The organism is Gillisia sp. CAL575, assembly GCF_000403785.1.
Lineage (GTDB): Bacteria > Bacteroidota > Bacteroidia > Flavobacteriales > Flavobacteriaceae > Gillisia.
In genome coordinates, this window is sequence record NZ_APHJ01000021.1 from 610,730 (window position 1) to 632,868 (window position 22,139).

22 protein-coding genes are annotated in these 22,139 nt (G+C 34.1%); 3 read left to right on the forward strand and 19 right to left on the reverse strand.

Going from position 1 to position 22,139, the window contains the following annotated elements; genetic code table 11:
* Positions 1 to 20: 20 nt before the first annotated feature.
* From atpA to I130_RS05530, 10 genes are all read right to left on the reverse strand, one after another.
* A complete protein-coding gene (gene atpA / locus I130_RS05480) occupies positions 21 to 1,601 on the reverse strand; it encodes a F0F1 ATP synthase subunit alpha (protein ID WP_034920276.1) in 1,581 nt (526 codons plus the stop codon).
* A gap of 46 nt (positions 1,602 to 1,647) precedes the next feature.
* Entirely contained in the window at positions 1,648 to 2,202 is a 555-nt protein-coding gene (gene atpH, locus I130_RS05485; RefSeq protein ID WP_034920278.1) for an ATP synthase F1 subunit delta, read from the reverse strand.
* Between the two features lie 4 nt (positions 2,203 to 2,206).
* The gene (locus tag I130_RS05490; protein ID WP_034920280.1) at positions 2,207 to 2,707 is read right to left on the reverse strand and encodes a F0F1 ATP synthase subunit B; all 501 of its coding nucleotides are present in this window, start codon (positions 2,705 to 2,707) and stop codon (positions 2,207 to 2,209) included.
* A gap of 82 nt (positions 2,708 to 2,789) precedes the next feature.
* Complete coding sequence (gene atpE, locus I130_RS05495; RefSeq protein WP_034920281.1) at positions 2,790 to 2,984, reverse strand: ATP synthase F0 subunit C; 195 nt, start codon at positions 2,982 to 2,984, stop codon at positions 2,790 to 2,792.
* Positions 2,985 to 3,029: 45 nt separating this feature from the next.
* Positions 3,030 to 4,166 carry a F0F1 ATP synthase subunit A gene (gene atpB / locus I130_RS05500; RefSeq protein WP_034920283.1) on the reverse strand — a complete coding sequence of 379 codons (1,137 nt, stop codon included), beginning with the start codon at positions 4,164 to 4,166 and terminating at the stop codon, positions 3,030 to 3,032.
* 503 nt (positions 4,167 to 4,669) lie between these two features.
* Positions 4,670 to 4,912: an AtpZ/AtpI family protein gene (locus I130_RS16415; RefSeq protein WP_034920287.1), complete on the reverse strand. Its 243-nt coding sequence runs from the start codon at positions 4,910 to 4,912 to the stop codon at positions 4,670 to 4,672.
* Positions 4,860 to 5,288 (reverse strand): polymer-forming cytoskeletal protein, encoded by a 429-nt coding sequence (locus tag I130_RS05515; protein ID WP_034920290.1) that lies wholly within the window; start codon positions 5,286 to 5,288, stop codon positions 4,860 to 4,862. The genes I130_RS16415 and I130_RS05515 overlap by 53 nt, the downstream gene beginning before the upstream one ends.
* A gap of 4 nt (positions 5,289 to 5,292) precedes the next feature.
* Complete coding sequence (locus I130_RS05520) at positions 5,293 to 7,851, reverse strand: tetratricopeptide repeat protein (RefSeq protein WP_034920292.1); 2,559 nt, start codon at positions 7,849 to 7,851, stop codon at positions 5,293 to 5,295.
* Between the two features lie 105 nt (positions 7,852 to 7,956).
* Positions 7,957 to 8,676, reverse strand: coding sequence for an ABC transporter ATP-binding protein (locus I130_RS05525; RefSeq protein ID WP_034920293.1), 720 nt, complete (start codon positions 8,674 to 8,676; stop codon positions 7,957 to 7,959).
* A 10-nt stretch (positions 8,677 to 8,686) separates the two neighbouring features.
* A complete protein-coding gene (locus I130_RS05530) occupies positions 8,687 to 10,171 on the reverse strand; it encodes a DUF5687 family protein (RefSeq protein ID WP_034920296.1) in 1,485 nt (494 codons plus the stop codon).
* Between the two features lie 96 nt (positions 10,172 to 10,267).
* Between I130_RS05530 and I130_RS05535 the strand changes: the two genes are divergently transcribed.
* The gene (locus I130_RS05535) at positions 10,268 to 11,314 is read left to right on the forward strand and encodes a ferredoxin--NADP reductase (RefSeq protein ID WP_034920299.1); all 1,047 of its coding nucleotides are present in this window, start codon (positions 10,268 to 10,270) and stop codon (positions 11,312 to 11,314) included.
* A 130-nt stretch (positions 11,315 to 11,444) separates the two neighbouring features.
* Here I130_RS05535 and I130_RS05540 read toward each other — a convergent pair whose 3' ends face one another.
* The 3 genes from I130_RS05540 to I130_RS05550 all read right to left on the reverse strand — a co-directional run bounded on the left by I130_RS05540 (position 11,445) and on the right by I130_RS05550 (position 14,334).
* Complete coding sequence (locus tag I130_RS05540) at positions 11,445 to 12,542, reverse strand: glycosyltransferase family 9 protein (RefSeq protein ID WP_083932864.1); 1,098 nt, start codon at positions 12,540 to 12,542, stop codon at positions 11,445 to 11,447.
* A 2-nt stretch (positions 12,543 to 12,544) separates the two neighbouring features.
* Positions 12,545 to 13,153 carry a DUF4254 domain-containing protein gene (locus I130_RS05545; RefSeq protein WP_034920301.1) on the reverse strand — a complete coding sequence of 203 codons (609 nt, stop codon included), beginning with the start codon at positions 13,151 to 13,153 and terminating at the stop codon, positions 12,545 to 12,547.
* 254 nt (positions 13,154 to 13,407) lie between these two features.
* On the reverse strand, positions 13,408 to 14,334 hold the full coding sequence (locus I130_RS05550; RefSeq protein WP_034920304.1) for a DUF6427 family protein: 927 nt from the start codon (positions 14,332 to 14,334) through the stop codon (positions 13,408 to 13,410).
* A gap of 45 nt (positions 14,335 to 14,379) precedes the next feature.
* On the opposite strand from I130_RS05550, the gene I130_RS05555 reads away from it, so the two are divergent.
* Positions 14,380 to 14,610, forward strand: a complete 231-nt coding sequence (locus tag I130_RS05555) for a DUF6341 family protein (protein ID WP_034920306.1) — start codon at positions 14,380 to 14,382, stop codon at positions 14,608 to 14,610.
* On the opposite strand, the gene purD is transcribed toward I130_RS05555, so the two are convergent.
* Positions 14,602 to 15,876, reverse strand: a complete 1,275-nt coding sequence (gene purD, locus I130_RS05560; RefSeq protein ID WP_034920307.1) for a phosphoribosylamine--glycine ligase — start codon at positions 15,874 to 15,876, stop codon at positions 14,602 to 14,604. The genes I130_RS05555 and purD overlap by 9 nt on opposite strands.
* Positions 15,877 to 15,966: 90 nt before the next feature.
* Between purD and I130_RS05565 the strand changes: the two genes are divergently transcribed.
* Positions 15,967 to 17,274, forward strand: coding sequence for a phenylacetate--CoA ligase family protein (locus I130_RS05565; protein ID WP_034920309.1), 1,308 nt, complete (start codon positions 15,967 to 15,969; stop codon positions 17,272 to 17,274).
* Here the strand turns inward: I130_RS05565 and I130_RS05570 are convergent.
* From I130_RS05570 to I130_RS05590, 5 genes are read right to left on the reverse strand one after another with little or no spacing between them, the layout of a single operon-like run.
* Entirely contained in the window at positions 17,267 to 18,040 is a 774-nt protein-coding gene (locus I130_RS05570; protein ID WP_034920311.1) for a glycosyltransferase family 2 protein, read from the reverse strand. The genes I130_RS05565 and I130_RS05570 overlap by 8 nt on opposite strands.
* Before the next feature lie 10 nt (positions 18,041 to 18,050).
* On the reverse strand, positions 18,051 to 19,040 hold the full coding sequence (locus I130_RS05575) for a UDP-glucuronic acid decarboxylase family protein (protein WP_034920312.1): 990 nt from the start codon (positions 19,038 to 19,040) through the stop codon (positions 18,051 to 18,053).
* A 13-nt stretch (positions 19,041 to 19,053) separates the two neighbouring features.
* On the reverse strand, positions 19,054 to 19,905 hold the full coding sequence (gene rfbD, locus I130_RS05580; RefSeq protein WP_034920315.1) for a dTDP-4-dehydrorhamnose reductase: 852 nt from the start codon (positions 19,903 to 19,905) through the stop codon (positions 19,054 to 19,056).
* Positions 19,902 to 20,447, reverse strand: coding sequence for a dTDP-4-dehydrorhamnose 3,5-epimerase (gene rfbC / locus I130_RS05585; protein ID WP_034920316.1), 546 nt, complete (start codon positions 20,445 to 20,447; stop codon positions 19,902 to 19,904). Before rfbC ends, rfbD begins: the two co-directional genes overlap by 4 nt.
* A gap of 4 nt (positions 20,448 to 20,451) precedes the next feature.
* Positions 20,452 to 22,137: a DUF6909 family protein gene (locus tag I130_RS05590; protein ID WP_034920318.1), complete on the reverse strand. Its 1,686-nt coding sequence runs from the start codon at positions 22,135 to 22,137 to the stop codon at positions 20,452 to 20,454.
* Positions 22,138 to 22,139 lie beyond the last annotated feature (2 nt).

A 22,139-nucleotide genomic window follows, 5' to 3' on the forward strand; every position in this document is an offset into this window, starting at 1 on the left:
TTAAAATTCTGAATTCTAAATTAGTTCTTATATTTTGATGAAATCTCTTTTGCAGCTGCCACCAATGTATCTGTAATTTCATCTGTAAGTTTTCCAGCTTTTAAACCGTCTAAGGTTGCACGATGTTTTACATTCAAGTATTCTAAATACTCAGTTTCAAATTCTTTCACCTTGGTTACCGGAACATCTCTTAAAAGGTTCTTAGCACCTGCAAAGATAATTGCAATTTGCTCTTCTACCGGATAAGGATCATTCTCTGCTTGTTTCAAGATCTCTACGTTACGCTTTCCTCTTTCAATAATATTCAAAGTAGCGGCATCAAGATCAGATCCAAACTTAGCAAATGCTTCCAATTCACGGAATTGAGCCTGGTCTAATTTTAAAGTTCCTGCAACCTTTTTCATCGCCTTGATCTGAGCGTTACCACCCACACGAGATACAGAAATACCTACGTTAATCGCCGGACGAACTCCAGAGTTAAATAAATCTGATGTTAAAAAGATCTGACCATCTGTAATAGAAATTACATTGGTAGGGATATATGCAGAAACATCTCCTGCTTGAGTTTCAATAATTGGCAATGCAGTTAAAGAACCACCACCTTTTACTAAATGCTTAATAGAATCTGGAAGATCATTCATTTCTGAAGCGATCTTATCATTGTTTATCACTTTTGCAGCACGTTCTAATAATCTAGAGTGTAAGAAAAATACATCTCCAGGATATGCTTCACGTCCCGGTGGGCGACGTAATAATAACGAAACCTCACGGTAAGCAACAGCTTGTTTAGATAAATCATCAAACACAATAAGTGCTGGACGACCAGTATCTCTAAAATATTCACCAATTGCAGCACCTGCGAAAGGAGCATACACTTGCATTGGAGCAGGATCTGATGCGTTAGCCGCAACAATAGTAGTATAAGCTAAAGCACCTTTTGCTTCTAATTTTTGTGCAATTCCTGCAACAGTAGAAGCTTTTTGCCCTATAGCAACATATATACAATGTACAGGATGTCCTGCATCGTAAAATTCTTTTTGATTCAAGATAGTATCAATACACACAGCAGTTTTCCCTGTCTGGCGGTCACCAATAACTAATTCTCTTTGCCCTCTTCCAACTGGTACCATTGCATCAATAGCTTTGATCCCCGTTTGCATAGGCTCTGTAACTGGCTCACGGTAGATTACACCTGGTGCTTTACGCTCCAATGGCATCTCATATGTTTCACCTTGGATAGGACCTTTTCCATCTATTGGAGCTCCTAAAGTGTCTATAACTCTACCCGTAATTCCCTCACCAACTTTGATAGAAGCAATACGTTTAGTTCTTTTAGCTACAGTTCCTTCTTTAATTGTTTTAGAAGGTCCTAAAAGTACTACCCCAACATTGTCTTCCTCAAGGTTAAGTACAATTCCTTCTAATCCACTTTCAAATTCAACTAATTCTCCATATTGAGCATTCGCTAAACCATAGATACGTGCAATACCATCCCCAACGGTTAGTACTGTTCCTACTTCATCTAAAGTAGCTTTTGCTTCAAAACCTGAAAGTTGTTTTTTTAATATTGCTGAAACTTCAGCTGGATTTACTTCGGCCATAATTATTTAGAATAAAATTGATACACCTAAAGTGTATCTGTTTTCATTAAATTTTTGAAATATACGTGTTGTTAGTAAGCTCTCTGCTTAAATTACTAAGGCTTTTTGCAACACTTGTATTGTATTGAAGGTCTCCTACTCTAAGGATAAAACCTCCTAATATACTTGGATCTACCTTACTTTGTAAAGTTGCCACATTTCCTGTAAGCTCTTTTACTTTATCAAGTATCTTAACCTCTAAGTTAGCATCTAAAGGAACCGCTGTAGTTACATGTGCAACTTGAATGTGGTTCATTTCGTTAAATAATGCAGTATATCTTTTAGCTACAGATTGTAGCTGGATAATTCTATTGTTGTCTACAAGAATATCAAAAGCTCCCAAAGTTATGGTATGAACAGACTTAAAAATTTCTTTTAAAGCACTCTTCTTAACATTGTCTTTTACAACCGGGCTAGCTAAAACTTCTTGAAGTTCTTCACTAGATGAAATAGTTTCGTTTATAGAAACCATATCATTATTCACAGCTTCTGCAGCATCTTGATCTTTTGCCAAATCTAAAATTGCTTTCGCGTATCTCTGTGCAGCTCTGGTACTTTTCATAAACTTATTTTAAGGTAACATCTGCTAACATATCCTCAACCAACTTGTGTTGTTTCTCTGTAGTAGATAGTTGTTCACGAATTACTTTTTCTGCGATCTCAATAGATAAAGTTGCAACTTGATTTTTAAGGTCAACCATCGCTGCATTTTTCTCATTCTCGATAATTATCTGAGCGTTTGCTACAATCTTATCTGCTTTAGCTTGAGCTTCTTCAGTTGCTTCAAGAACTACTTTCTCTTTTAATTCACGAGCTTCTTTAAGCATTTCATCTCTTTGAGCTCTTGCTTCATTCAATAATTTCTCATTATCAGCATGAAGATTCTGCATTTCCTTTCTTGCATTCTCCGCAGAAAGTAAAGCGTCTTTAATTCCTTCTTCACGACTATGCAATGAGTCTAAAATTGGTTTCCAAGCAAATTTCCTTAGAAGCAATATTAGCACCACAAGTACCATTGTTTGCCAGAAGAATAACCCAAAAGAAAAATCATTTATTAACTTTTCCATATATCTTTTTTATAAGTAAACTAGTTTTTAAAAATAAAATCAAACTTTGCAACCAACCGTTACAAAGTTTGATTAGTTTCAATTAAGCGAATAACGCTGCGAATGCAACACCTTCCAATAATGCAGCAACAATAATCATTGCTGTTTGGATTTTACCTGCTGCTTCTGGCTGACGAGCAATTGCTTCCATCGCGCGACCACCAATCATACCTAGACCGATACCTGCACCAATGATGATAAGACCCTTACCAATCAAACTTACATCCATTACTTCCATAAACTACTTTGTTAAAAATTAAACTTACTTATTGATAAAATTTTTCTAAATAACTGGTATATCATCACTATGATCATTAGGATGATGATCGTGATCTTCTACAGCCATTCCAATATACAATGCACTTAACAGGGTGAAAATATACGCCTGCAAAAATGCGACTAATAATTCTATTATTGAAATAAATAGAGTAAATCCGAAAAATGCTGGACCTGCTATCCAATTCTGGAATATTACAATAAGTCCTAAAAGACTCATTACAACTACGTGCCCCGCAGTCATGTTAGCAAACAATCGAATCATCAAGGCAAATGGCTTAGTAAGCATTCCCAAGATCTCGATAGGCATTAAAACTATTTTCATAGGGATTGGCACTCCTGGCATCCAAAATATATGTTTCCAGTAGTGTTTGTTCCCACTAAACTGAACTATAAAAAATGTTGCTAATGCAAGACAAAAAGTAACAGCGATATTTCCTGTAACATTAATTCCTAGCGGTGTTAATCCAAGCAAATTCAGAATAAGAATGAAGAAAAACACAGTTAACAAAAAGCCCATGTATTTTCTATACTTAGGACCAATGTTTGGCTTAGCAATATCATCTCTAACATATATAACTAAAGGCTCTAAAACTCTTCCAAAACCAGTTGGAATATCCTTGTTCTTGTAAGAAGAAGCTAAACCTTTAAACATCACAAACATTAGCAAAGAAACCAATAACATCGCTAGAACATTCTTAGTAATAGAAAAATCTAATGGTTTAACATTTGTAGGATAACCATCTTCTCCGTAGGTAATTGTACCTTCAGAATTGGTTTTGTATATTTTGTTGTGATATAATTTATAGTTCTGTCCGTCTATATTTGCTAAAGTCTCTCCGTGATGAAATTCAGAAGAAGAAAATGCTTTTAAACCATTATCCCATAAAATTACTGGCAATGGAAAACCATAATGATCTCCAGTAGCACCATCTGAAAAGAAATTGAAAGTATGAGAATCCTGTAAGTGATGATCTATATAATTAGCAACTTCTTCTTTTGTATCAACTGCTCCAGGCCCCTCATGAGACTCTAATTCTGTATTCTCCCCCTGCTCTACTTCGTGATCTTGAGCAAAGGTATTTACAGAAAAAAGTGCTATAAAAACAGCCAATAAAATTCTAACAGTATTATCCTTTTTCATTCCAGGTATAGTTTCGGTCTATAAATTTCGGTGCAAATGTACACAATTTAAATAAAATTCAATCCTAAAAACTTTCAATAAGTTTAAGGACTTTAAATTCAATGTAACTAACTGTTTTCATTATAGTTAACACTGTTCAAAATTCTAGAAACATAGAAAATTTCAATACCTAAACACAACACAAAAGGGATAAAAAAGAGCAAGAAGTCGGATTTATTAATTTCAATGTTTTTAGATTTCACTAAAAAATAAAAAAGCACAAATTTAAGCGTGCTAATTCCTAGATATACAAATCCCAGTTTGTCTTCTAATATCTTTTTAAAAACTAGAATATTCAACATTAATATATACGTAAATGCAAAATTGAAAAGATAGCTAAATTGAATAAGATTAGCTTCTTTATCTGTAAGGGTGGATTGTATAATATTTATTTGAATTAAATAAGCAAGGCCTAGCAAAAAGCTAATTATAAGCGTGAACTTTAGAAACTTGGAAATCATTAATTATTTATTGAGGCTTTTTAATTGTTTTAAAACGATATATAAAGAGGCAGCAACTCCAAATAATACAAAACCAATAGTGAACCAATTTTTATTAGACGGGTATCTCTCATCTAACTTTTTGCCTACCCAAGCACAAGCAAAGATAGTTCCACCCATTTGAAAGGCAATTCCTGAAAAGATCGCCCAATTTCTAAGCTGACCGTTCTTCTCGTTTTCCTTCTTTTCTTCCTTCTTTTCTTCCATTTTGTAGAGATTTTACAGCACCTTTCATTGTACATGTAGCATTAAAAGAAGCACCAGGTTCAATAGATAATTTTCCTGCATTCACTTCTCCATCAATAACAGCACTAGACCTTAGAGATAAAGTTTCTTCAACGTTCAATTTCCCATCAAAAGATCCTTCAAAATCGGCATTTTTGCAAATTAGATCTCCTTTTATGAAACCTCCTTTGCTAATAACCACTTTTCCAGAAGTAGATAAATTACCAATAAGGCTTCCTTCTATTCTAAAACCTCCTTTGGCTTCAATATCTCCAGTAATTACGGTTCCTGCTGATATTCTATTTTGCTCTTTACTGGTTTCTGTTTTATCTTTTGATTTTGTAGGGCTTTTAAACATAGATCTAGGGTTCTTGTTTATTAATTAATTCTTTGTAGGCATCCAGGTTTTTCTTCAGCTGAATTACTCTGTAATTTTCTGAAGAAATTATATCTGGGATAATCTCGACGTTATATTTCTTATTGGTATTCAGCAATTCTGCAAAACCTTCTGCTTTGCTTAAAGTATCCACTCCATGAATTACCACAAAAAAGAGCTTATTATTGTAGACATCTTGAGAAACAGATAATCCTGCATAATCTAAATCTAAAATAGCTTTTTCGAGTACTTCTTTTAAATCACTTATCTTTTGCTCTTCTGTAATTTCAAGCGAATAAACTAACTTAAAATTGCTTGTGGCACTGCTATTAATTTCTAATTTGCTCTTCTCCATTTCAGGAATTGCAGTATTTAACAATTCTAAAGCAGTAATTCCTTCCTGAGTTTGAGGATAGTTACCTGCAATTAAAGATAATTGTTCTTTATAAGCATTCACTCCATAAATTCTTCCCATGACTCTAGCCCTTAGTAATTCAATTTTCGGTAGTAATTCTTCTTCAGGATATTCATCTATATAAAGCTTTGACTCTTCTATCACCTCTAAAAATTCTGATTTTTCAAAAAGATCATAAAGTTTCCTGTACTTATTTTCAGCTTCATCTTCTCTAGCTATGGCTAGATCTGGATTATTAATTCTAGAGGCATATCTTGAATCTGGAAATTCAGTTAAGACAACTTGCTTAAATCTTTCTGCTTCTGAATTATTTCCTCTTTCAAGGTTTATTCTATATAAATAATAATTTGCAGGAATTACTAAACGTTCCTCTTCCGTGAAACCTAATAAGGCTGTAAGTTTTTCTGAAGCCAGGTCTGGTTTATTGTATTTCTCCTTATAAATTAATCCTAAGCTGTAATAGGCATCATTCCGCTCTTTCTCTATTTCCAAAATCTGAAGCGGATCACTTGGAATTTGGTCCAGATAGGATTGGGCTGAAAATTTAGGATTATTAGAAATAATAAGTCCTGAAACCTCATCTATTCTATTGTTATCTATGCTAGCAAAACTGCTCGAATTTAACCTCCAATTATCGTTTAATTCTCTTGGACCCCAAGTTCTAACAAAATTTTCTAAGCCTGAGGAAACCCTTCGTGGATTATAAAAATAAAAAGTGTTCGCAATATCATTTCCCCCTATCGCAGGTGGTGCTCCTGGAGTGTTTCGGGAAGAAGGTGCTGCGGGTTGCACAGTTTCTGGGATTGCTCCCTCTTTAGCCTCGGCTATAGCAGATTCCTTTAATCCTTCAGCATATCTGGTAAAATAATCTACACGTTCGGTTTCTGGCATTGCCACAAAGCGTAGGATGCTGTCATTTTTCTCTACTATGCTTTCATAAAAAATCACCTCCTTAAGGTTATCTCGCTTGCGTTCAACAAAGAAATAATCTCGTGAAGTATTTGGAATCTTGGTTAAAGTACTATCATAATAAGCACTAGCCTCTCTATACAAAGCTTTATCGAAATTTATATTTCCCAGCGTTTCATAATTCAGGGAAATTAAATAATTATCTCTGGAAGGTTCTCTAAGAGATTTATTATAATATGAGGTTGCAAGCTGAGTAGAATCTATATGACTGTAATATTCGGCTAACTGAAAATAGATTTTATCCAGAAAAGGTCTGTTTTCACGATTCTCTTCCATTTCCTTCAACCTCGCTAGCAATACTGAAGATTCTTCAGTTTTAAAATTGAAGTTTCTAGTCTTTTCAATTTGAGCATTCACTAAATATTCTCTTGGGCTTTTTCTGTTAAGCTCTATTACCTCATCAAACGCATAATTAGCACTATCTCTTTGTACTAATAAATTATAAAGTTGTCCTTGGATGTAATAATAACGGCCTTTTTCGTCATTATTACTCGTAAATTTTGCCGCCGTTCTAATAGGTACAACAGCACTATCTAGGTGATTGATATTGATATAAGCCTGTGCCAACATCGCACTGGCATCTGCTTTATCTTGGTGCTTTAAAGACTCAAATTCAAGAATTCTTTTTAAATTCTTTATTGCCAGTTTATTATTTTGAAGTCGGATATTGGTTTTTTCCCTCCAGATCTGCGCGTGATTTATTGTATTACTAGCAGGATATTTATGCAGGATATAATTAAAGGCTTCTAATGCGGGGAAAAATCGTTGATCAAAATAACGAGCTTTACCAAGCATTAAATAAGCTTCATCTATTTGTGGATTTTTTTCTTTGCCTTCAATAAGCATAGAATGTTTTTGAATAGCCTTAGTTGCTTTTTCTTCAGCAAGCCTAAAAGATTCATTTTTCACCGTTCCAGGCAAAGAGATCTCTTCAGAAATTTGCATTCTTTCCACAGGCAGAATATCCCAGAAATTCTCGTTGTAAGAAGCTGCAACTTCCTGCTTCCCTTGCTCTAGAGCAAGTCCGCCATTATAAAGAATATTATATTCTGTGCCTACAGCATGCCAACCCCTGTTAATAAACTTATCTTTTTTCCTGGAACAACCAGAAATTGCAATCACCAAAAAAAGGCAACCAAATACGTGTGTAAATCTATTCAAAATCAATAAGTTCTTGATATTATAAATAACAGAAGTGCTTTACATTTAGTATGCTAAAATACGTTTCTTTTTAGATATTGTTAAGTTTGTAAAGTGATCTAAAAACTAAACTTCTTCTTTCAAAGTTAAATCCTTCGAGAAATAAGTTTCTAATTCATCTAAAGTAGCTGTAGATGTCATAAGATCTTTTACAAGATCTCCTTTATCTAGGACAACAATCCTTTCACAAACTTCTGTAATATGAATAAGATCATGACTAGAAATCAAAATAGTAGTTTCTTTTTGGGCGGTAAGATCTTTAATAATCTTTTTAAGTCTTATTTGAGTAGTTGGATCTAGATTTGCAAATGGTTCATCTAAAATTATCACTTTTGGGCTTCCTATAAGAGCTGCAACAATTCCCACTTTCTTCTGATTTCCTTTGGAAAGATCTCTCAAATACTTCCGTTTTCCAAGAATTTCATCATGAAAAAAGTCCTCAAAGGTTAAAAGAAGTGCATCTACATCAGCTTTGTTTTGCTTCCGAAGGTCTCCAATAAAATAGAAGTATTCCTCAGGAGTTAGATATCCTATCAAAAAACTTTCATCAATAAAAGAACTTGTAAACTCTTTCCATTCTTCATTTTGGCTCACGGTAATTTCGTGATTAAAAATGTTTCCTGTTGTTGGCTGAATAAGATCTAACAACATGCTAAAAAATGTAGTTTTTCCTGCACCGTTATTTCCTACCAATCCCAGACTTTGACCTGTAGGAATATCCAAATGTCCTATATTTAGAACCTTGGTTCCATTGTATACTTTTGTAAGATTTGTTGCTGTGATCATGTTTGTGATTTTATTCGCCAGATTGTTTAAAACCTTCAATCATGGCATATTTTTGTCTATTATAACGTTGTGCAATAAAGCTGATAGCCCGATTTCTTAGTATTAAGCCTATTATTCCCAGACCCAATAATACTGACACTGCAGTTTCAAAAGAAATGAACTTATTGATAATCCAGAAAATAAACAATGGCATTAGCAAAAGAGGAAGTCCTACTATCCACTGTGTGGCTCCCATTCCTTGGTAATTCATGAACGGACTTTTATCCAAGTCTATCTTTTTTCTATTGAAAGAACCTGCATAAAGTAAAATGGGAATATTGACTCCTATATTATAAATTGCGCATATTATATTGATTAAAAAAATCTTCCAACCATAGTACAAATAAGGGGTTGAAAGAATTGCTAATACCACTACGCTAAAGGTTATTAATCCTGCTTTAGCTGTTAAATATTTTTTTAACGGAATATTCTGTGCCATTATAAGCGGATAATAACCTGCATCCCAAGCAGGAATGAACTGTCCAAAATTGATCATAAAAATACCAGTTATAAAAATCCCCACAAAAACAAAGAACGCCGGCAACTCTTGATAAGTATCATTACCATAAAAGATAAGGCCATAAGCCAAAAATAAAATAGATATGTATACAGTTGTTTTAGGTCTTTTATTCCGCCAGATCATTTTTAGATCTAATTGCAGGTAAGGCGCTATATCTCCAAATCTTTTTGTCCAAAGGAATTCATTGGTATTAGCAGCCTTAATTTCATCTTTTAAAGAGGCATCCAGATAAAATTTACTTTCTAAATCTTTCTGGTTCCACTTATAAAATATAGCTACTATCAGAATAGAAATAAGCGCAAGTATTGGAAATTCCAGAATCGCATTAAGCCCTTTTCCAAACCACACAATACTCTCAAAAATCTTTAAATAATCTAGGGATGCTATCACGACAATTCCAACAACTACAGGAATAAGTGCTTTTATATTATCTGTGAAGTTCTTTTTAATAATAAAATTTGCATAATTCACAGAAAGCGTAAGCCCTATCATAGCGATCATCCATGCAATTATTGCTCCTGTGCTAAAGGTTTGTTTATAAATATTATAGATTCCAAAGGGAATGATAATAAGCAAGGGAAGAAAATTGAAGAAAGAGTAGAGAGATTTTAAAAGCACGACATTCACCACTTTCCGTTTTTTAATAGGTAAGAGCATCAATGGTTTTATATCTAGAATGGGTAAATTTTGAAGTAAAAACCTATATGCTAACTCCAGAACTAGCCACACTAAAATAAACCTGTTAACTAAATATAAAGGTTCTTCTCCAGGGAAATATTTTATAATAAGAGGATACAGCCCAATACCAAACATTAAAAATGCAACAATAAAATACAAGGCTAAAAACCCCATTAGAATTTTGAGGCCAATACTCTTGCCTAAGCTTGCCGATCTAAAAAATGATTTCCACTCTAGCGAGAATAAGCGCTTGAACATAATAGTTTGTGTTTATATATAGAAGTGTGGAAATTTACCAATTTGTTACAAATAAAAAAGGATAGACTTTGTATTTTTACAGCCAAATTGAATGTTATGAATAAATTTTATAGCCTAAATATAAAAGAAATTATCCGCGAAACAGAACAAGCGGTTAGTTTATCTTTTGAGGTGCCAGAAAATCTTAAAGAGATTTTTTCTTTTAAAGCAGGTCAATATATCACTCTTAAAACAAACATAGATGGAAAAGAAGTCCGTAGAGCCTACTCTCTATGTTCTGCTCCTAATACAAACGAATATAAAGTTACGGTTAAAGAAGTTAAGGGTGGAACTTTTTCTGCTTTAGCAAATAACAAACTGAAAGTTGGAGACGTTTTAGAAGTGCATCCGCCAGAAGGAAAATTTATTTTTGAGCCTAGTAATTCCAAACATAACTACGCTGCTTTTGTTGCCGGAAGTGGAATTACTCCTGTATTATCTATTATTAAAACGGTACTTACTAAGGAAACCGAAAGTAAATTCGTTTTAGTATATGGAAACAAAACTCCAGATGACACTATTTTCTTCAAAGAACTATTAGAGCTTCAATTAGAATATCCAGAAAGATTATTTATTGAATTTGTTTACAGTAGAACTCAAGAAGAGAATGCTCATTTCGGAAGAATTGAAAACAGTACAGTAAACTACGTACTGAAAAATAAATTTGACGCTTTAAACTTCGAAAAATTCTATTTGTGCGGTCCAGAAGTCATGATTGATAGTGTTTCTGAAGTCATGTTGGAAAATGGAATAGAAAAAGAAAAGATCTTATTCGAGCTTTTTACTTCTAGCGATTCTGGAGAAATTGAAGCCAATTTAGAAGGTCAAACAAAACTTACGGTGTTGGTAGACGATGAGGAAACCACTTTTTCTATGAACAAAAAAGATACTGTTCTAGATGCAGCCCTAGAGAAAGACTTGGATGTTCCTTATTCATGTCAAGGTGGAATTTGCAGCAGCTGTATCGCAAGAATTACTGAAGGAAAAGCTGAGATGGCAAAAAATCAAATCTTAACAGATAGCGAGATCGAAGAAGGTTTAATTCTTACTTGTCAAGCACATCCCACAACACCTACGTTAAAAGTAGATTACGATGACGTATAATTCTCATTAATGTAAAAATCCCCGGCCTGACAAATATCAAGCTGGGGATTTTGTTTTCTATATTTCCTCCCAAGAAGTCTGAATTCACCGCATGAATACAGCATGACTTTCTTCAAATTCCATCAGATTCTTAAGAAATATTTAAAATCGAGTTGATCTTTAGAACCACCGATTCTGGAGAGATCGTTCGCATTACATCTTCATAGCCCTCTGGAACTTTATTCCCGTAAATTGAAGTAGGAATTTGAGGGTATTTATTGAGATCTGGTAAAATACAGTTCTCTATAGGCTGTTCAAAAGGTTTAAAACCTGTGTAAGGATGAGTAACTCCCCAAAGTGTAATCACAGGAATTCCGTACATAGCTGCCAAGTGAGCATTCCCACTATCCATAGAAAGCATAGCATCTAGATTAGAGATAAGTGCCAATTCTTCGTCAAACTTTAATTTTCCTGCAAGTGAAGCAATTCGTTCATATTTTTCTGCAAGTTCTCCCAACATTACAGCTTCGTTTTTTCCTCCACCAAATAGAAAAACCTGAATCTTTCCTCCGCTGTTTAATTGAGACAATACCTCTTCCATAAGGTCTAAAGGATAAACCTTAGAATTGTGTTGTGCAAAGGGAGCAACACCAATCCATTTTAAAGGGTTCTTCCCAGTAATTTCTTTGGTATTCGCTGAGATCTTTTGCTTTATTGGAAATTCATGAAGACTAAGATCTATTGGATATCCCAATTCAGCAAAAACATCGGCATAGCGCTCATGTGTTGCTTTTAACTGTTTAAAAACTTTATTGTTGGCTGCAGTTAACTCTTTCTTTTCAGATCTTCCTTTATCTATTTGTTTAACTGGAATTCCGTAGAAATAAAAAACCGATTTTAAAACATTGCTCCTCAAAACATCATGCATATCTGCAACAACATCAATATCAATATCTCTAAGATCTTTAGCCAATCTGCTTAATCCAAAAACGCCACTATGAACCCCATTAATATCGGCTTCGTAAACACTTACATTTGAAATGTCTTTGAAAATAGGAGCAAAAAAAGCGCGAGTAAGTAATGTTATTTTCAAGCTAGGATAAGTCGCGGCGACTACACGCAAGATGGGAGCTAACATAGCAACATCCCCAAGAGCAGATAGTCTAATAACCAATATATGCGCTCCTTCAGATTGTGGCAAATTGCCTTTGTCTTTAGATGGTTTTGATATATTGGTCTTCCAACTCACAACTAGTTCTTCTTTCTTAAAACAGGGTTCAATTCGTCATCATTATACATCTTCATCTGCTTGTACACCTTCATATATTTATCCCCATTTTGGATATCTTCAAGTAATCTATCTATTGCTGATGAAAGATCTACTCGTTGTTCCAAAAGAACATTCAGTTTAATTTCACATTTATTACGGTGATCTTCAGAAGCATCTCCCCTATTCGCCTCTTCATCCATATGGAAGATCTTTAAAGCTAAAATAGAAAGTCTATCTATTGCCCAAGCAGGACTTTCAGAATTAATGGTTGCAGAAGATTTAACAGCTACTGCATTGAATTTTTCCAAAAAATAGCTATCAATAAACTCAACCATATCTGTACGATCTTGGTTAGAAGCATCTATTTGCCGCTTTAGAGTTAAAGCTGCAACTGGATCTATATTAGGATCGCGAATGATATCTTCATAATGCCACTGTACAGTATCTATCCAAGATTTTCTAAAAAGTAAATGTTCTATAAGTTGAGAGTCTTTATTGTATGGGTTTTCAAATGATTGATCTACAGAATTAACCAAATGATACTTATTTATTACCTCTTTAAAGATATTATTTGCTTTTGCTGAAAACATGTTTGATTTATGGTTTTAATTATAAAAAATGCAAATTCGTGTTGTGTCTATTCGAGTGCAGCCGAGAACTTTTTAGCATAGAAAGGAGATTTCGACTCCGCTCAACCTGACATCCTTCTGAATATTATAATCTTGATATTAATATTACTACTGAAGTTTATTCCCGAAACTCCGAATGAAAAACAAAGGTATTATATTTTGAAATAGTGGAAAACCTGAATCAACTTATATCAAAATATTCTAAAAAAGCTGAATTATATAAAAATTGGAAGTAAAATTGGCATTAAAATGAGACCTATTAACAGCACTTCTTTAAAACCTTTCTCTTTCTTACTATCAAAATAATTAGAGGCTATTATTGAAAATGGAACAAAGAAAAACATCCACTCACTGCCATTCTTCACAGGTGATAAGATCGCTACCACAATAGAAATTAAGAGTGTAATAAAGACTAACATATAAGTGGGTCTGGATCTAATTCCAGATTTTTGATAGAGTTTAAAATAATGAGATAATGTCCAAATACTTAATGCTGAAATGATGCTAACAGGAATTAAAACTCTTAGATTTTGATAATTTTCGAACTTAAAAGAACTCTCTTGGTACCAAGCGGCCCAGGTATAAAACTCATCATTAACCAAAAGGTGAAAAGCTGTAACCAATATAAAAACTATTGAAATTGCTACTAGCGGAATCAGCCAGTTTTTAAAATAATTTATTGCATGAAATAATATGCCGCAATAGACAATAAAAATGAAAAGTATAGACCAAAAATAGAACAGTGATGCAATGCAAATCCAGAAAGTGGCATCAAAGATCTTTAAAGCAATATCTTTTCTAGATCTCAAGCTTATTACTCTTCTTAAAGAAAGTAGAATACAAAGATTGGCCACAATTATTTGATTATCCTTTAATATTGCCCAAAAAGAAACCGAGCAAACTGCAAATATTAAGATCTTAAAACCGCTTCGTTTAGTAAGCTCATTCTTCTTCGCAATAAAGTCCAGTACCATTGCGCTCAGTAAAAAACTTACCAACACTCCAAATTTAGTAAGGAGCGTGAACATTTCAAATTCTTGAAATACTGGTTGTAAATTAGCCAAAATGTAAAAAACAGTCATAAAAAGAATGACCGTTAGCAAAATTACCGGTTTAGATTTGCTAAAAAAGCTTGTTAGCATGTTGGTTTTTTATATTTTTGTGGCATAATATAACAAAGTTATACAATGAAAGATCTTTTTGAAGGAATCGCTTGGCTTTTTACAGAAATATTATTTATTCCTTATGATGCCTTAAGAGAGTTACAAGATGAGTCTTGGGCTCTAGCAAATTTAATGAACTGGGTTTTTATGATCATATGTGTTGCAGCTTTGGTTTACTGGATGTTACAGTTGAAAAAGTTCAATGATAATGATGAAGAAAATCGTGATCCTAAAGCACATTCATTCCTAGGCTAGGTCAAAACCTAGATCTTTTCTATAATACATCTTATCAAAATGAAGTTTATCTACATTTTGATAAGATTTTTTTAATGCCTCTTGGTAATCTTTTCCGAAGGAAGTTACCGCAATAACTCGCCCTCCGTTAGTAATCACTTTACCATCTTTTTGGGTAGTTCCTGCATGAAAAACAAGGGAATCCTCAACGTCATGTAATCCAGTTATTTCAGCACCCTTTGCGTAAGCTTCCGGATATCCTCCAGAAACCAACATCACAGTAGCAGCAGTTTTTGGAGAGATCTTCACATTTACTTCATTCAGTTTCTGATTTTTTAAAGACTGAAAGAGCTCTACCAAGTCACTTTCTATTCTTGGTAAAACCACTTCGGTTTCGGGATCTCCCATTCTTACATTATATTCTATAACGTAAGGTTCCTCGCCAACTTTTATCAATCCTATAAACACAAATCCTTTATAGTCTATGTTTTCCTTTTGAAGTCCGTTAATCGTTGGTTTAACGATTCGTTCTTCGATTTTTTTCATCAATACTTCATCTGCAAAAGGAACTGGAGAAATCGCTCCCATCCCCCCTGTATTCAAACCTGTATTTCCTTCTCCTATTCTCTTATAATCTTTGGCCGTTGGTAGAATTTTATAATTCTTACCATCGGTTAAAACAAAAACACTTAATTCTATCCCGTCTAGAAACTCTTCTATCACGACTTTTTCACCCGCATTTCCGAATTTACTATTAACAAGCATGTGCTCCAATTCTATTTTAGCTTCCTCTAGATCTTCCAGGATCAAAACTCCTTTCCCTGCGGCAAGGCCGTCTGCTTTGAGCACATAGGGCGACTTTAAGGTTTCTAGAAAATATTTCCCGGCTTCCAGACTTTCAGCAGTAAAACTTTGATATGCAGCTGTTGGAATATTATGCATAGACATAAATTCCTTCGCTCGTTCTTTACTTCCTTCTAGTAAAGCTCCTCTTTTAGAAGGTCCTACAACAGCTACTTCACTTAAGTTCTCATCATTGGAAAAGAAATCTGCAATTCCCATAACTAGAGGATCTTCAGGCCCCACAACTACCATAGTCACATTTTCCTGAAGAACAAACTTCTTGATTGCTTCAAAATTAGTTACCTTCAAATCCACATTAGTCGCTATTTTGGCTGTTCCTGCATTACCAGGAGCAACAAAAAGTTGGTCGCAATGTTCACTCTCTAAAATCTTGTGAGCAAATGCATGTTCACGGCCACCGGCACCTAATATCAAAATATTCATGTGGAAGTTGTTTTAAATTCTTGCGTCAAAAATAAATGTTTGTAAATTGAAGCACTAATAATTTCGAATAAATTAAAGTACTCCCAGCCTTTGAATTGGTTTAAAATCTCACTTCAGCTAAATAAATTCCCTATAAATAGGGCTCAAAAGCTATTACAAGAAATTCAGGATATCCCAGAGGAGGAATTCGAAGATTATGTTCATAATCGAAGGAAAGCTATTGTAAATTATCATCTATCCCATAACTCGTATTACAAAGATTTCTTCGGAAATATGGAGTTTTCAAATTGGGAAAAGGTGCCGGTAATGCAAAAATCAGATTTACAGAGACCTTTAAACGATAGGCTTAGCGAGAATTATAATAAAAAGAACAGTTATGTTGGGAAGACTTCCGGATCTAGCGGTCATCCATTTATTTTTGCAAAAGATAGATTTTGCCATGCGGTAACCTGGGCAGAATTTATAGACCGCTACAAGTGGATAAAGATAGACCTCAACAAATCTTTACAAGCAAGGTTTTATGGAATCCCTTTAGATCTTTACGGAAATTTAACGGAACGCTTTAAAGATCAGGTGAGCTTGCGAAGAAGATTTAATGTCTTCGATCTTAGCGAAAAAAAGATGGAGGAGTTCTTAACTCGCTTTAAAAAATCTGAATTCGACTATATTAATGGATATACCAGCGCAATTTTACTTTTTGCAAAATATTTAAAGAAACAAAATGTTGTTTTAAAAGAAATCTGTCCCTCATTAAAAGTTTGCATTGTTACTTCAGAAAAACTTTTTGAAAATGATAAGAAGCTTATTGAAGCAACCTTTGGGATCCCTGTCGTGAACGAGTATGGAGCAAGCGAAGTAGGACTTATCGCTTTTGAAAATACTCACAACGAATGGATAGTAAATGCAGAGAGCTTGTTTATAGAGATCTTGGACGATAATAATAACAACTTAGCGCACGGAGAGGAAGGAAGAATTGTTATTACCTCTTTGTACAATAAAGCACATCCAATGATTCGATATGATATTGGAGATACTGGAACCTTATCCATAAAAAGCACATATAAACATCCTGTACTATTAAATCTTACGGGGCGAACTAATGATGTAGCGCGCTTGGCAGATGGAAAAGTAGTCCCTGGACTTACTTTTTATTATGTGACAAAATCTATTATTGAGGATGCAGGAAGTATTAAAGAATTTCTAATTGTACAAACTGCCTTAGATAAATTTAAAATAGAATATGTAAGTGATAATGTACTTACTGATGGGCAGGTTCACAAAATATTAGCTGCGATTGAGACTTTCGTAGGTAAAAATCTTCAAGTAGAATTTGAAAAAATGCCGATTTTAAAAAGAAATAAAAGCGGAAAATTAAAGCAGTTTACTTCACTTATTTAGAAACTTCCTGTTTTTTCTTTACAAAGAAATGTTCTTTTAAAAAAACTCCCATTTTCACTAAGCTCTTAAGCTTATTATATTTCAAAAATTCCCTGTATATTAGGTAGTTGTATTTTAATAGGGAGCTTTTATTATTAGATATTGAATTTTCCCGAATGCGATATTTGGCAAGTGGTTCTATAATTCCTTTTGTAGATTCTACCCTCTTCAAAATACTTAGCCATAATGCCCAATCCTGCCTTTTTCTTAATGTAGGACTGTAGATCTTCCCCAGTTTCTCAACCTTATAAATTCCAGTAAGATTCCCTACATAATTAGATTTGAGTAATTTTTTATAGGTAAGAATAGGCAAAGCTTGAATTTTTTTATGAAGCTCATGGCCAGATTCATTTATTAGATAATAACTAGAAAAGGTCATGTCCAGATCATGGCTTTTCATGAACTCTAACTGAATTTCTAACTTCTTTGTAAGCCAAAGGTCGTCGGCATCTAAAAATGCAATGAACGAGCCCTGAGCTGCTTTTATTCCAATATTCCTACTAACTCCTGCGCCATGGTTTGTTTTATTCTGAAAAAGTTGAATTCTGGGATCGGCTAATATGAATTTTTCAATAATTTGAACTGTACTATCTTCAGAAGAATCATCTATTATTAATAGTTCCCAATAAAGATATGATTGTTGCAAAACAGATTGAATCGCTTCAGCAATAAAATTAGCCGAGTTATATGCGGGCATTATTACCGATACCAATGGCGTTTCTTCCATTTAGCTATCTTTAGCGTCTAATATGCTTAGCGAAATCCTTATGCTCACTTTTAAACAATTCCTCTTGAGTAAGCCCCTTAAAATAATCGTAGGTGATCTTCATTCCTTCTTCCCTAGAGACCTTTGGTTCCCAGCCTAAAATATCTCTAGCTCTGGTAATATCTGGTTGCCGTTGCATTGGATCGTCCTCTGGCAATGGCTCACAAACTATCTTTTGATTGGTATTAGTAAGTTTGATAATTTCATCTGCAAATTCTCTAATGGTGATTTCATCAGGATTACCAATATTCACTGGATCTGAATAGTCACTTAAAAGCAATCTATAAATTCCTTCTATCTGATCATCTACATAACAAAAAGAACGAGTTTGAGAACCATCTCCAAACACAGTAAGATCTTCTCCTCGTAAAGCTTGGCCAATAAATGCAGGAATTACCCGACCATCATTCAACCTCATTCGTGGCCCGTAGGTATTAAAGATCCTGGCAATTCTGGTTTCCAATCCGTGAAAACGATGGTAAGCCATAGTCATGGATTCCTGAAAACGCTTTGCTTCATCATAAACCCCTCGTGGACCAATTGAATTCACATTTCCATAATAATCTTCACTTTGTGGGTGAACTAATGGATCTCCATAAATTTCTGAAGTAGAAGCTATTAAAATTCGTGCATTCTTTTCTTTTGCTAATCCTAATAAGTGCAAAACTCCTACAGAGCCTACTTTTAAAGTCTGAATTGGAATTTTTAAATAATCTATTGGACTTGCCGGTGAAGCAAAATGTAAAATATAATCTAGCTCACCTGCAACATGCACATATTTAGTGATGTCATGATGGTAAAATTCAAAGTTTTCCATCTTTAAAAGATGTTCGATATTTTTCATGTCTCCGGTAATCAGGTTATCCATCCCAATTACCATATAACCTTCTTTAATAAATCTATCGCACAAATGAGAGCCTAAAAATCCAGCCGCTCCAGTAATTAATATCCTTTTAGACATCTAAAATCTTTATCTAATTATTATTATATAATTCTAAAACTGCAACTTGCCAGGATGCAATATCTACCCTGAAATTCGCTTTCAATTTAGTTTTATCTAAAACGCTATACTCCGGCCTTTCTGCAATAGTTTTATAAGAATTATCCTCGTTTAAAATAACCTCATCATATTTATTGGAAAGTTTCAAGATCTCTTTTGCAAATCCGTGCCAGGTCGTTTCTCCTGCATTACTATAATGATACAAACCATAGTTTTTATTCTCATCTTCTATAATTTGAACAAGTAATTCTGCCAAATGATTTGCGTTGGTAGGTGTTCCTTTTTGAGCTGTGGTAATATTTAAATTAGCCTTTTCTGCAGCTTTTTTTAATATGGTCTTGTAAAAATTATGACCAAATTCAGAATATAACCAAGACGTCCGAAATATAAAATGATAGCCTATTGTACTCTGAATATATTGTTCCCCTTTTAATTTTGAAGCGCCATAGACGTTGATTGGATTTGTTTTATCGTCTTCTTTATAATGGTTAGTACTGGTACCATCAAAAACATAATCTGTAGAGATATGAATAAGTACCGTTTTATGCTTTCGACAGATTTCAGCTAAATTTTTTACTGCTTCAGCATTAATTTCAAAAGCTCTCTCCTTATCAGATTCAGCCTTTTCAACATTAGTATAGGCTGCGCAATTAATACAATAATCTATTTGTTTGCTTCCAAAGCACATACTAAGGTCACAAATTGAAGTAATATCGATTTCTGAAGAATCCATAAAAAGCCAATCGATGGCGTTTTCCTTTGCGGCAAGTTTTTGAATACATTTACCCAATTGTCCAGATGCTCCAGTTACCAATACAGTTTTCATGGAAATAATTCTTTGAGTGTTGGTAATTTAGTGTCTTTTTCTGACAGGATTAACTCATCTTCAGGAAATTTCCAATCTATAGCAAGGTCTGGATCATTATAAATCACTCCAGACTCTGAGCCTGGATAGTAAAACCGATCACACTTGTAAGAGAAAACAGAAGTTTCAGACAAGGTGATAAATCCATGTGCAAAGCCTTGAGGGATATATAACTGATGCTGGTTTTGATCTGATAAGATAATATTATAAGACTCTTTAAACGTTGGAGAATCTGGCCTTAAATCTACCACAACATCTAAAACTTCACCATAAATTACACGCACGAGTTTAGCCTGAGCAAATTCCCCAGATTGAAAATGTAAGCCGCGTAACACCCCTTTCTTAGATACGGATTGATTATCCTGCACAAACTCTAAATTTAAGCCTGTGATCTCATTAAATTTCTTTTTATGATAGCTCTCTAAAAAAATACCACGATGGTCTGGATAAACCTCCGGAGTTAAAATAAAACAATCTTTTAGAGGTGTCTTTTCAAACTTCATTAAACTAAGAATTAAAAATTTGTTCTAATATTTTTTCGGTGATCAAATAAGTTGGCTTTACACCTGTAGTTCCTAAACCACCAGATGCTAATGTACTCCCTGTCTTAAGAGGATTATCTGAAGCATAATAAGCATATCTCACTTTTACATCTTCCTTAATATTTCCTCTTAATCTAGATGCAGATTGAATTGCTTTTTGATAGTGTACTCCTTCCATTTCCAATCCTACCACATCCCAAGTAGATTCTTGGAAGAATTTCAAAATATCACGATTCTGAAGCGATGTTCCAAGTACCGTGATCATAGAACCATCTACCACGTTAATCCCATTCCCTTCAAGATCTTCCTTTTTAAGTTCATTATAAAACGGATAGTTATCTGCAGTTCCTTCAAATAAATGAGCAGAAGGAATCATGATATCTCCTTTTCCTCCATCCAGAATTCCAGCTTTCCCCATAATAGAAACCGAGTCTACATTTAAATGAATTTCCTCTTCATTATACCTGTAAGGTTTTAATAATTCATCCATGGTCTCATAGGCTTGTTCTCCAAATGCATAATCCATTACTACAATAACAGGTTTATCATTAATAGACTTATCGTTAAACTTTGGACTTTTATAACCGTCTTTGATCATTGCAGTATCAAAAACCTGCACATCAATGTTGGTTCCGCTGGTGTCTTCAATGAATTTCATTCCGTTATCTAAAGCAACTTTCATTACTTTATTTCGAATTTGTCCATTTCCGCTATTACTTAGTTCCTCATAAACTTGCATTGAGCTCTTTTCCTTCAACTCTTTTTCTAAAGCAATTGGACTAAAAAGAGTATTCATCACACTGTGCATATTCGCACTAATTATATGTATTGGCCTATACATTAAATTATTCTCTACCAAATATTGTTTGATAGAGTCTGCCCAGATCTCTCCATGAATATGATGCCCTAAACGCTCTCTAAGTACAGGGCTAAAGGTTACAATACGCTTATTGTTATTTATAGTTTCGTCTATGGCAAGTTTTCCTAACCAATAAATTATTTCCAGAAAACGCTCTTCATTTTCTGGGATCATAAATTTCGGATACATGGTAGTTACCTCTTTGAAGGTTCTTCCCAAAATATTGGCAGTATGTGTAAGTGCTATTTCACGCTCAATCTGAGTTAAGCTGGGCTTTAAAACAGCTGCCTCAAGCTTCATCCAATCTCTTGTAACACTGCCTTCCTCATCTATAATTACGCGGCGCATAATTTTATGTGATTCTATAAAAAGGAAAGTAAGGTGGGTAAGAATATCATAGATCTCAGATCTTCCACGAGTTACCTCAATATTCATTTGCTCTTCATCTATTCTATAGCAGTTTCGTCTTCTTTTTGGTGGAACAATTGGTGTAAAGTGAGAGTTTGCATAACCCTCATCACTTGTAAGATTAATAAATCTACACTGTTCAATTCCCACGGGTAAGCGCTCTATTACATATAAAAGCCCGTCTAATTCTACTTTTTCTTCTGCAATAGTTCCGTAGATTTCAGGTCTTAATGTGAGCAAAGATTCTCTTAGGGTTTCTCCAGAAATTCCCATGGGTTTATAAAATCCGCGATTAAATAAATGTCGCATTGTTATATACATTCGCTCTATTGCGTTAGTACTTTCTTGCGCCCGGGTTCTTCCCATCAATTTCAAATTCACCATAT

Bases quoted from the DNA above. Each gene is read 5' to 3' on its own strand.
- atpA (WP_034920276.1), bottom strand. From the start codon at position 1,601: ATGGCCGAAGTAAATCCAGCTGAAGTTTCAGCAATATTAAAAAAACAA.
- atpH (WP_034920278.1), bottom strand. From the start codon at position 2,202: ATGAAAAGTACCAGAGCTGCACAGAGATACGCGAAAGCAATTTTAGAT.
- I130_RS05490 (WP_034920280.1), bottom strand. From the start codon at position 2,707: ATGGAAAAGTTAATAAATGATTTTTCTTTTGGGTTATTCTTCTGGCAA.
- atpE (WP_034920281.1), bottom strand. From the start codon at position 2,984: ATGGAAGTAATGGATGTAAGTTTGATTGGTAAGGGTCTTATCATCATT.
- atpB (WP_034920283.1), bottom strand. From the start codon at position 4,166: ATGAAAAAGGATAATACTGTTAGAATTTTATTGGCTGTTTTTATAGCA.
- I130_RS16415 (WP_034920287.1), bottom strand. From the start codon at position 4,912: ATGGAAGAAAAGAAGGAAGAAAAGAAGGAAAACGAGAAGAACGGTCAG.
- I130_RS05515 (WP_034920290.1), bottom strand. From the start codon at position 5,288: ATGTTTAAAAGCCCTACAAAATCAAAAGATAAAACAGAAACCAGTAAA.
- I130_RS05525 (WP_034920293.1), bottom strand. From the start codon at position 8,676: ATGATCACAGCAACAAATCTTACAAAAGTATACAATGGAACCAAGGTT.
- I130_RS05530 (WP_034920296.1), bottom strand. From the start codon at position 10,171: ATGTTCAAGCGCTTATTCTCGCTAGAGTGGAAATCATTTTTTAGATCG.
- I130_RS05535 (WP_034920299.1), top strand. From the start codon at position 10,268: ATGAATAAATTTTATAGCCTAAATATAAAAGAAATTATCCGCGAAACA.
- I130_RS05545 (WP_034920301.1), bottom strand. From the start codon at position 13,153: ATGTTTTCAGCAAAAGCAAATAATATCTTTAAAGAGGTAATAAATAAG.
- I130_RS05550 (WP_034920304.1), bottom strand. From the start codon at position 14,334: ATGCTAACAAGCTTTTTTAGCAAATCTAAACCGGTAATTTTGCTAACG.
- I130_RS05555 (WP_034920306.1), top strand. From the start codon at position 14,380: ATGAAAGATCTTTTTGAAGGAATCGCTTGGCTTTTTACAGAAATATTA.
- purD (WP_034920307.1), bottom strand. From the start codon at position 15,876: ATGAATATTTTGATATTAGGTGCCGGTGGCCGTGAACATGCATTTGCT.
- I130_RS05570 (WP_034920311.1), bottom strand. From the start codon at position 18,040: ATGGAAGAAACGCCATTGGTATCGGTAATAATGCCCGCATATAACTCG.
- I130_RS05575 (WP_034920312.1), bottom strand. From the start codon at position 19,040: ATGTCTAAAAGGATATTAATTACTGGAGCGGCTGGATTTTTAGGCTCT.
- rfbD (WP_034920315.1), bottom strand. From the start codon at position 19,905: ATGAAAACTGTATTGGTAACTGGAGCATCTGGACAATTGGGTAAATGT.
- rfbC (WP_034920316.1), bottom strand. From the start codon at position 20,447: ATGAAGTTTGAAAAGACACCTCTAAAAGATTGTTTTATTTTAACTCCG.
- I130_RS05590 (WP_034920318.1), bottom strand. From the start codon at position 22,137: ATGGTGAATTTGAAATTGATGGGAAGAACCCGGGCGCAAGAAAGTACT.